10 protein-coding genes are annotated in these 9,568 nt (G+C 38.4%); 3 read left to right on the top strand and 7 right to left on the bottom strand.

From position 1 onward, the window contains the following. The 7 genes from Q0L68_RS11795 to Q0L68_RS11765 form a co-directional block, all read right to left on the bottom strand. A partial coding sequence (locus Q0L68_RS11795) for a sulfatase-like hydrolase/transferase (protein WP_296703272.1) occupies positions 1-391 on the bottom strand: 391 nt, incomplete at its 3' end. A 120-nt stretch (positions 392-511) separates the two neighbouring features. Continuing rightward, positions 512-1,126 carry a DUF6434 domain-containing protein gene (locus Q0L68_RS11790; RefSeq protein ID WP_296703270.1) on the bottom strand — a complete coding sequence of 205 codons (615 nt, stop codon included), beginning with the start codon at positions 1,124-1,126 and terminating at the stop codon, positions 512-514. After that, the gene (locus Q0L68_RS11785) at positions 1,116-2,183 is read right to left on the bottom strand and encodes a DUF3500 domain-containing protein (protein WP_296703267.1); all 1,068 of its coding nucleotides are present in this window, start codon (positions 2,181-2,183) and stop codon (positions 1,116-1,118) included. The genes Q0L68_RS11790 and Q0L68_RS11785 overlap by 11 nt, the downstream gene beginning before the upstream one ends. Before the next feature lie 17 nt (positions 2,184-2,200). Continuing rightward, on the bottom strand, positions 2,201-3,085 hold the full coding sequence (locus tag Q0L68_RS11780; protein ID WP_296703266.1) for a catechol 1,2-dioxygenase: 885 nt from the start codon (positions 3,083-3,085) through the stop codon (positions 2,201-2,203). Positions 3,086-3,130: 45 nt separating this feature from the next. After that, the gene (locus Q0L68_RS11775) at positions 3,131-4,171 is read right to left on the bottom strand and encodes a methyltransferase (RefSeq protein WP_296703263.1); all 1,041 of its coding nucleotides are present in this window, start codon (positions 4,169-4,171) and stop codon (positions 3,131-3,133) included. A 181-nt stretch (positions 4,172-4,352) separates the two neighbouring features. Beyond that, positions 4,353-4,769, bottom strand: coding sequence for a DUF3052 domain-containing protein (locus Q0L68_RS11770; RefSeq protein WP_296703260.1), 417 nt, complete (start codon positions 4,767-4,769; stop codon positions 4,353-4,355). A gap of 2 nt (positions 4,770-4,771) precedes the next feature. After that, the gene (locus tag Q0L68_RS11765) at positions 4,772-5,863 is read right to left on the bottom strand and encodes a P1 family peptidase (protein ID WP_296703275.1); all 1,092 of its coding nucleotides are present in this window, start codon (positions 5,861-5,863) and stop codon (positions 4,772-4,774) included. 190 nt (positions 5,864-6,053) lie between these two features. Here Q0L68_RS11765 and nth point away from each other — a divergent pair, with 190 nt between their 5' ends. The 3 genes from nth to Q0L68_RS11750 all read left to right on the top strand — a co-directional run. After that, a complete protein-coding gene (nth, locus tag Q0L68_RS11760) occupies positions 6,054-6,719 on the top strand; it encodes an endonuclease III (RefSeq protein WP_296703255.1) in 666 nt (221 codons plus the stop codon). After that, the gene (gene asnB, locus Q0L68_RS11755) at positions 6,719-8,494 is read left to right on the top strand and encodes an asparagine synthase (glutamine-hydrolyzing) (protein ID WP_296703252.1); all 1,776 of its coding nucleotides are present in this window, start codon (positions 6,719-6,721) and stop codon (positions 8,492-8,494) included. The genes nth and asnB overlap by 1 nt, the downstream gene beginning before the upstream one ends. Continuing rightward, a partial coding sequence (locus tag Q0L68_RS11750) for a glycosyltransferase family 4 protein (RefSeq protein ID WP_296703250.1) occupies positions 8,491-9,568 on the top strand: 1,078 nt, incomplete at its 3' end. The genes asnB and Q0L68_RS11750, both read left to right, overlap by 4 nt.

Here is a 9,568-nt window from a genome sequence, read left to right as displayed (position 1 = left end):
TTCCCGCCATATAAGTATGATAACCTTGGGTTTGGAGAAGTTGGGGGATAGTGACGATACGATCCGTTAAATAACCTTCGTAGCCAATCAATCCATCTCTTCTGCCTTGAACACCCATGCCGGCAATATGATTATCATTCCCTGATAAAAACATCGCCCTAGTAACCGCGCAAAATGGAGCGGTATGGAATCGACTGAATCGGATTCCTTTCATGGCAAGCTCGTCTAAGTTTGGGGTATCAATATCCCCTCCAAAAGAACCTAAATCTGCATAGCCTAAATCATCGGCAACGATTAAAAGAATATTGGGTTTTTGGATGGGAAGAGATTCTTTTTCTGAACAGCTCAAAAAGGCAATAAATAGGATGATAGAATATGAAAAAAACTTCATAGTGAAAAAGGATTATTGAAGCTAGAATTTAGCGTAAAAATCTTAGAATAATCTAATCTTAAGGAAAGGAATGCTTTGCCTTACGAAAGGGAAGTCAATAAATGGGTATTCCTCCAAAGCCTATATCTCCAAATAACTCAAATCCTTCGTCTCATAAATCACTTTACCATCAAGGTTCTGCTCCGATTTTTTCCCTGACCAGCATTTCTTGGCATCCTTCAAAGTGAGACCTTTATTATCTTCAAAAAAATCTCGTAGATATTGATTGAACATATTATGAGGTCGAATTACCCGCTTAAATCCAGGGTCTTCCTTTCGCTTTTCAAACCTATTCCAAGCAACTACTGCATCAGCAAGGGTTTTGCCGGCATTCAAATTAACCCAATCCATAAAGTCGCTGTGGCAGTAAAAGTGATCTCCAACTTGAGACTTCATAAAATTCCGAAAATTAGGGCCAAAAGAAACGGTATCAGTGATAAGGGTATTCAGGGATAGTTTTTCCTTTGCCCAATTAAATTTAGAGCTAGGCTTTTTAGGTTTCGACTTCGGAAGTGGCTTGCCGGGGTTTTCTAAAACGAAACTGATTCGCTCTTGTAACTCAAATTTTCCACCGGTATAGGAAATCCCCAAGTGCTTACAATAGACAACCAATTCTTCTTTCAACCAATACCATTTTTTGAAATCAGCATTCGTTTTGACGGTCAGAATATTAGGCTTTAACCCATCAATGCTCATGCTCCATTCTGTGTTTCCTAAGGATATCTTCCCCGAAATCATTGTTGTTTTTTCTGAGAATAGAATGGATGTGATTGGCATTGTCCAAGAAGCCTACATTGTCATACTCGATAATGAAATCCGGACTGTGTATCAGATAATAGTGGGCTTTCATGGGTTCTAAACTTCCAATCCATGAAAAATAAACCTGATCCAAACCTCTCTCATGTAAGATTGCCATGTATTCATCTGCCTTCTGAGTTTCTAAATTTCCTATGTATTCTTCGATCAAGTAATGAAGGACTTTTTGCTGCTCATCGTTAAGTTCGGAGCCTTTAATCCCTCGATATTCTGATAGCCATTGAGGACGGCCAGGACTTGTGATGATGTCACCAGGTACCTCATCTTCAAATATTGCTTTTGCTTTCTGTGAATCGTCAAGTAAGTTGACAAACCAAAATCCATAATCCTCCTCTTTACTCAGAGGCCTTAATCCCGCATATTGGGTGACTTCAACTACCGCTGGATCAGAGCCAAAAAACAAGGGAGTTAGGGAGTATTCATCACCAGTTACAGTGAGGTTGATCGATATATGATGTCCTTCGAATTTGAATCCCCAAACATCATCTTTCTCTGGATCACCCCAGATCGCGGCGTAGTAATTTCCATAGTCCCAATTCAATCCTCGAATCATTTTAATTGCATTCTCGGGCACCTCACCTTTTTCGTATTTTATTTCAAAAATTTCATGTAAAATATCATCAACCTGCATGATACTGAAAGTTTTCAGATAGCCTTGGGAACTGAAAACGGCACTTAACATTTTATGAAATTCAATTTTAGATGCCTCTGAAAAATCTCCATATCTCAGCCCAGCTCTAGGTGCAAGACCCAAGGGGAGATTGGTCCATTTGGTTCTCGCGCTGTCTTCCATGGAAAGCATCACTAAGTTTTTCTGTTCAGTATCAAGAGTGCTCAAAAAACCTTGGGTTGAAGAAACCAGTTTTTCTACTGTTTGAGCTTTCAAATTCAATCCTACTACCAGAAGGAAAACCAGGAGGGTGATTAATTTTTTCATAAAATAAAGATGTCGATTTAAGATGTTTTGATGAATGATTGGGTTTGTATTTCAGAACCTGATTGGTACATTTCAAGCTTCATGCTTCCTCCAGAAAGGAATATTAATCTTTGGTAAGATCCGTCATGTAAACCTGGGAATTCGAAGGTGTTGTCTCCCAAATAATCGAAGACGATTCCAAAGACCTCATTTTTAAGCCAGAGTTTTCCCTCTCTTTGGAATAGTTCTACATTTCTTTCTCCTGCGTCTTCAGACTTATACGAACCAGTTAGCTTTTCCAATGTAGCCTTTTCCATCCCCAATTTTTTTGCGAGGCCCACGTTAAAGGTAACGGTATTTCCATTTTTACCATCAGAGGAGACTTCCAAAACTCTGTTTTTCGCAGCTTCATTGGATGCCCAAGGATCTTTTTGGACGTACTCATCTCCTGAAAAATAAAGTTGAGTTACCAAAGTTTGATAACCAGCTGCTGTAACCATTAAATGATAATGTGCAGGTCGTATCAAGCCTCCACCGGCATCATATGGAACGGGCAAGATGGTATCAAAAGAGTATTGACCTTTGGAATCTGTCATCACTGTGCCCCTGTAATTATATTCAGGAGTTGAGTTGTCATACACTCCATCCTCATCACAATGCCATAGTTCAACTTTTGCATTAGCATAAGGTGTGGCACAGTCCTCATTCATGATTAGTCCAGTCAAATGAATAGGTTTTCCCTTTTTGCCGGCAACGTTTAGGTTGCTTCTCATGGGGCTATCAGGTCTATAAAATGGTCCTAAAATATCTGTAGTTGTTTCACAATCGCCTACATACTTTTTCCCATCAAATCGGATAAATCCGAATGAACTGACAGCTACAGCGCTGAGAGCCGATGTCTTAATAAATTTTCTGCGTTTCATAGTTTTTGGGTTTAAAAATTTTGACGGTTTAGGATTCTGAAAATATTACTTGATAGCTATTGCAGCACTTGCCGGACCTGCTAAAGGCATAATTTCAAAGGATTTAAATCCAACTTTTTCTCCCCAACAACAAAAATCCTTGAAGGTATAGTCGAAGCCACCAACTGTTTCAATTAGCATATTCAAACTCATCACCATTCCGAAAATATTCTGTTTCCTATCCTCATCAATGATATTTTCGATGGCAACAAAAATCCCCCCTTCTGGTAAAGAATCATATGCTTTTTGCATCAATAGAATTTTCTCTTCTTCATTCCAGTCATGTAGAATGTTTCCCATGACAATCATGTCTGCGCTAGGGATTGGTTCATTAAAAAAATCGCCGCTTTTGCTTTGAACTCGGTCTTGTAAATGAAATTTCTTAATGGTCGACTCTGCTATCGGTCCAATTGGAGGCAGGTCAAAGCTCGTACAATGCATGTGTGGGTTTTCCTGAGCGACCATCAAAGAAAGGTAACCGGCTGATCCCCCCGCATCCGTCAGCGTGCTTAAATTCGAAAAATCAAATTGCTTGGCGAAAGCCATGAAATTCCCGATTTGCACGCCTGTCATACCATTGACAAAAGTTTCTAGGATTTCGGGGTCTTTGTAGATCTCCTCAAATACATTCACTCCGTGCTTGGCTTCATTTTGCTGTGTTCCAGTTTTTAATGCTTCTTCCAAGTTATCCCAGAAACCATAAAGTCTAGCATTCATCATTTCTAAAATCCCGCCGATGTAGGAAGGTTTTTTACTATCCAAAAATACTTCCGAATCCATGGAATTCGAATATTTAGCATTTTCAAGCATACCAGTTCGGGTTAAAAATCCTAACCCTGTTAAAGTGTCCAAAAAATCAAAGAAATGGCGATCAGAACAATTGAGGTCTAATTGCTTTTTCAATGAAATGGCGGTTTGATCGGGATGGGCAGAAAGTTTGGTAAAAAGCTTGAACTTTACTGCAGTTAATAAAACTTTGCAGGCCATAAAACCTGAACCGATTTTCAATATGTTTTCTGGATTGGGTTGAGATGATGTGTTTTCCATGGGGATATTAAGTTTGGTAAAATGAAAAAGAAAATAAACTTCTTTAGAGATTTGTAAAATTTAAAAAGTACAAATCTATACTACTGAATAGTCTAAAAATCCTGACTAAGCGTCTAGAAGTTAAGAATTAATGTTAGAAAAATTTAATTCTAGACTTGAAATATTTCAATTATCATTAAGATTAACGATCCTTTAATCTATACATAAATTTCAAACCACTCCATTGATCGTCAATGGCTGCGACTTTCACATCGACAAATCCTTTTTCTAGTCCATAGGATCGAATAGGAAATTTATCTACTTTAGTAGGGATTCCTGAGGTTTTCTTAGGCCAGCTTACCCAGAGGGAACCAGACTTTTTGAGTTGGGAAAGAGCATGGTTAAAACCTATTTCCAATTCCTCAGTGGTCCGGACAAACAAATGGATTAGATCGGCTTCCTTCGAAAAGTCTGAACCAGTCTCTACAGAAACGTTTTCTGGAAAGTCATGAAAAAATGCCAAATAGTCTTTGGGACAAAAAAGTATTTGAACCAGCATTCCAGATTTGATTCCTAGCTTTTTCGCCAATGGAGTTCCTGAATATCCTGGATTTTCCATACCTATTTTGAGCTATTAATCCAATCCATCACCTGGTCTACCGGGAGTTTTTCTACTTTGTGCCCATCTCTTCCTTCCATAGTTTCAGCAGCAAAAAGAGAATTAATGATAGCCTCTTCTGTCGCTTCAATAACTGCCAAAAAAAGAGGGGTCATATCGTCATTTCTTACCATTTCGGATTGAAGCAATTCGCCTGACTTTGCGGAATATGGAATTCTGAGTCCTTCGGCTGTGCTGAAAGCAATCACATAATCACCAGAACCATTAGAAGCGATACCCCCGGTTTTTGCTAAGCCCATGATGGCTCTTTTTGCCAATCTCTCTAAATTTCTATCGGAAAGTGGAGCGTCCGTTGCCACCACAATCATGCAGCTTCCGTCGGATTTTTCCAAGGCGTCTTTGAACGGATATTTTCCCAATTTTTCACCTACCGGAACGCCTGCAATTTGAAGATTTCCTCCAAAATTGCTTTGTACCAAAACTCCCAATGTATAGCCTCCCAAACTTTCTGGAAGTTTTCTTGATGCTGTACCTATTCCGCCTTTCCAACCAAAACAGACTGTTCCGGTTCCTGCTCCCACATTTCCTTCTTGGACTGAACCTGATTTGGCCGACTTTATAGTTTCTATTACTTCTGCTGAGGAAACATGCATGCCTCTGATGTCATTCAAAAACCCATCATTGGTTTCTCCAACTACAGCGTTAACTGATTGAACATTTTCATTCCCTTCCATCCCCAAACTGTATTTTACAGTTCCTTCGATTCCAGCAGCCACACTAAGTGTATTCGTTAAAATGATAGGTGTTTCAATATTGCCCAATTCTTGAACTTGCGTCACACCTGCAAGTTTTCCGAAACCATTTCCAACATAGATAGCCGCTGGAACTTTCTCTTGAAAAATATTTCCTCCATGGGGAACAATAGCGGTGATACCCGTACGGATGTTTGTTCCTTCTATTTTGGTGAATTGACCTACTTTCAGACCAGGTACATCAGTGATAGCATTCAAAGTTCCTGTGGGTAAAATCCCAAAATGAATGCCTAATTCTCTAGGTCGTTGTTGAGCAAAACTTGTGGCTGAAATAAAAACCATGAATAGAAGAAATGAATATTTATAATATCTGGAAGATTTTACTTTTGGTATCATCTTGAAATATAAAATTTGTAGAGGGTCTTTCCCTTGCCAGGCTAAAGTTTTCTTAAACTTTCCTTGAATTTTTCATTTTGATCTTCCTATTTTTTTCAATTTAACTATCTTCAAAGCCCAAAGAAAAATCAACTACATGCTTAAGAAAGAACGGTACGAAGCGTTTATCAAACATTTTTCGGAGAATATGCCAGTAGCGGAAACGGAGCTACAATATGAAAACCCATTTCAGCTCTTAGTTGCTGTGGTTTTATCAGCTCAGTGTACGGATAAAAGAATAAATATGGTGACTCCAGCTTTATTCAAACACTTCCCAAAACCAGAATATTTGGCAGCTTCTAATTTTGATGAACTCTTTCCATACATCAAGTCTGTTTCCTATCCTAATAATAAAACTAAACACCTATTAGGTTTGGGTAGAATGTTGATGGAAGATTTTGGAGGTGAAGTTCCGGAAACCGTAGCCGAACTCACCAAATTGCCTGGTGTTGGAAGGAAGACGGCAAATGTGATCACGTCTGTAGTTTGGAACCAACCCAATATGGCAGTTGATACCCATGTATTTCGAGTTTCAAAGCGATTAGGATTAGTGTCCCAGACTGCGAAAACACCACTGGAAGTTGAAAAGCAGTTGATACGCCATATTCCAAAAAAATATGTTCATGTAGCCCATCATTGGCTGATTCTTCATGGTCGTTATACTTGCCTAGCAAGAAAGCCAAAATGTGAAGAATGCTCTATTACCCATATGTGCAGATATTTTGAAAAGAATTATGGTACAGTTTCTAAAACTGAAAAATAATGTGCGGGATACATTTGATTTGGGGAAAGGGAGCCAATAAAACTGTAATCAATAAATTATTATCGCAAAGTAAACATCGAGGTCCGGATCAGGACGCTGCTATTAGCCCATGGCCTGGAATGTGGGTTGGAGTAAATAGGCTTAAAATTTTACACCCAGGGCCAGATGCAGATCAACCTTTTTGGTCAGCAGATGGAAATTCAATGTTGGTCTGGAATGGGGAGATTTACAATTACAAATCCTTAAGAAATCTTCTAGAGAAGATGGGGATTGAATTTATCACAGACTGCGATACTGAAGTATTGATCAATTGGATCAAGGTCTTTGGAGTCAAAGGTCTAGAAAAACTGGAAGGGATGTTTGCCCTCATTTATTTGGATTTAAAGGATAATTCGATTCTTGTCGCAAGGGATCCCAATGGAGAGAAACCTCTGTATTATTCTCAAAATCAAGATCGTCTGATTATCTCCTCAGAAGCAAGTGGAATTGCAAATTTTATTAAAGCACCTCTTGATGAAAATCAAACGGAACATTATTACTTTTTTAGATCTCCTCTACCTGGGAAGACATTTTACAAAGGAGTGAAGGAATGGAAAGCTGGCCGTTATAGCCATATCTTTCAACATTCTACATTCCGTTGGGATAACATTCCAATTTTAAAATACAAAGTTCAGAATTTAGGAAAAGAAGAATTTAAAGAGAGACTAAACGAGGCTGTCAGAACCCAATTTCATGCAGATGTACCGGTAGGAATAATGCTTAGTGGAGGTATGGATAGTAGTTTATTGTACTCAACATGGTATAATCAAACGGGAACCTCTATCCCTGCTTACACTATTCAAGTAGAAAAAAAGTATAGGAAAAAGTATGCAGATGGTGATGCAGCAATAGAGTTAGTGAAGAAGATTCCCGCTCAGCATCATTTAATTGAAATGGATCAAAAGGTCTTTTGGGAGAATTGGGAAGACTATTTGAATTCAATTGATTTTCCAATTGGAGATTCAGCTGGCTTTTTAACTTGGATGATCGGTAAAGAAGCTAAGAAAAAGGTGAAAGTTTTAATTTCCGGAGCTGGGGCAGATGAACTTTGGGGAGGGTATAACAGACATTCGGCATATGATTTTTATCTCCAAAATCAGAGACTTCTACTGATGGGTAAGACTTTTCTTCAAGCCCTGCCTTTAAGCCGAAGTGTCAGGAAGTTTTTTAATTCCATAGATAGTAATCCTGTAAAGACGTTTCTGAATTTTTCAGCTCTTCAGCCGGTTAGCGATGATTTGGCCTCTGATTATGAGCGAGTTTTTAATCCAAATTTAAGTTCTTACAAAAAAGCTTTGGATTTTGATAGGCAGGTTTACTTAGTTCAAGATGTACTTAAAATCCACGATCAAGCCTTGATGGCACATAGTATTGAAGGAAGATCTCCTTATTTATCTGGTTCAATGATTTCATTTTGGAGGGAGATTGCTGATGAATCTGTCTTAAAAAAGAAACTTTGGATCAAGGATTTGTTGATAGACTCTGGGTTGGAACAAATAGCCCAGAGAGAAAAATTTGGTTTTGGTTTGCCTTTGCAGGAATGGCTCTCGGAAAAAGGCGAATTTTCAAGCAGGGTGTTTAATAAGGTGAAAGCCTTTGAAAAAAGTCATGGAGAATTCTTCCCTCTCGAAATGAGAATCCTTGCTAAAAATCCTGAATCTGGAGTCAAATTTCAATTTTTAGCGCTCTATAATATTTTTTTATTGGCAGAATGGGTAGAATTGAAAAAGCTATGAAAGTCATTTACGTTCATCAATATTTCCGGACTCCTCAAGAAGGAGGAGCAGTACGTTCTTATCACTTGGCAAAAGGATTGGTGAAGGCGGGAATTGAAGTAGAGATGATCACAGCAGGAAACCAAAGAGCCTACGATCAAAAATGGATTGATGGGATCAAAGTTCATTATCTGCCGGTACCATATGATCAAAAATTCAATTTTTTTAAACGAGTTAAAGCTTTCTGGGACTTTAGCATTCAAGCAAAAAAACTTCTTAAAAAGCTCGCTAGGCCTGATCTGTTATACATCACTTCTACACCTTTGACAACAGGTTGGATTGGTTTGTGGGCAAAGCAAAAAATGGCTATCCCATACATTTTTGAAGTCCGTGATCTTTGGCCTCAGGCACCAATCGAGGTAGGTGCCATCAGAAGTAAAATAATAATTCAATACCTACAAAAGCTAGAGGCTCGGATTTATAGAAATGCTTTGAGTTTGGTTGCTCTTTCACCAGGAATAGCATCACATCTAAGGAAAATAAGCCCAAAATCATCAGTTCATTTAGTACCAAATTTCTCTGATCTTCAAACATTCTATCCCCAAGAGAAGGATGCTAATGTCTTACAAAAATATAACCTCTCTTCTGATCTGACCATTTCTTATACTGGAGCTTTAGGAAAGGTAAATGCCGTAAATGAACTTTTAGAAGTAGCTAATCTTGCCCAGAGGAAAGGTAAGAAATGGCAGTTTCTAGTGATGGGAAAAGGAAGTGCAGAGAGCGAGTTGAAAAAGTATGCCGAAGAAAAGGAGCTAATGAATTTAAAATTCATCCCATTTGGGTCAAAGGAACATGTAAATGAAGTTTTATCTATATCTGATTTTGCCTGGATCTCATTTGCTCATTTACCTGTTCTTAAAACCAATAGTCCTAATAAGTTTTTTGATGCAATAGCTGCAGGAAAAGCTATTTTGGTTAATCATAAAGGATGGGTTTACCAGCTTACAAAAGAGTATGAGCTTGGAATTCCATTTCTTCCAGGGAAATTAGAACAGAGTTTTAAACGAATAGAAGCACTGGAAGCTAATCCTGAAA

The sequence above is a fragment of the Algoriphagus sp. genome, assembly GCF_024642405.1.
In the GTDB taxonomy this organism is placed as follows: Bacteria; Bacteroidota; Bacteroidia; order Cytophagales; family Cyclobacteriaceae; genus Algoriphagus.
Note: the sequence above shows the minus strand (reverse complement) of the source record. Positions and strands in the feature narration are given on the sequence as shown.

Coding starts and splice junctions, on each gene's coding strand:
- Q0L68_RS11780 (WP_296703266.1), bottom strand. CDS start 3,085: ATGAAACGCAGAAAATTTATTAAGACATCGGCTCTCAGCGCTGTAGCT.
- Q0L68_RS11775 (WP_296703263.1), bottom strand. CDS start 4,171: ATGGAAAACACATCATCTCAACCCAATCCAGAAAACATATTGAAAATC.
- Q0L68_RS11785 (WP_296703267.1), bottom strand. CDS start 2,183: ATGAAAAAATTAATCACCCTCCTGGTTTTCCTTCTGGTAGTAGGATTG.
- Q0L68_RS11765 (WP_296703275.1), bottom strand. CDS start 5,863: ATGGTTTTTATTTCAGCCACAAGTTTTGCTCAACAACGACCTAGAGAA.
- nth (WP_296703255.1), top strand. CDS start 6,054: ATGCTTAAGAAAGAACGGTACGAAGCGTTTATCAAACATTTTTCGGAG.
- asnB (WP_296703252.1), top strand. CDS start 6,719: ATGTGCGGGATACATTTGATTTGGGGAAAGGGAGCCAATAAAACTGTA.
- Q0L68_RS11790 (WP_296703270.1), bottom strand. CDS start 1,126: ATGAGCATTGATGGGTTAAAGCCTAATATTCTGACCGTCAAAACGAAT.
- Q0L68_RS11770 (WP_296703260.1), bottom strand. CDS start 4,769: ATGGAAAATCCAGGATATTCAGGAACTCCATTGGCGAAAAAGCTAGGA.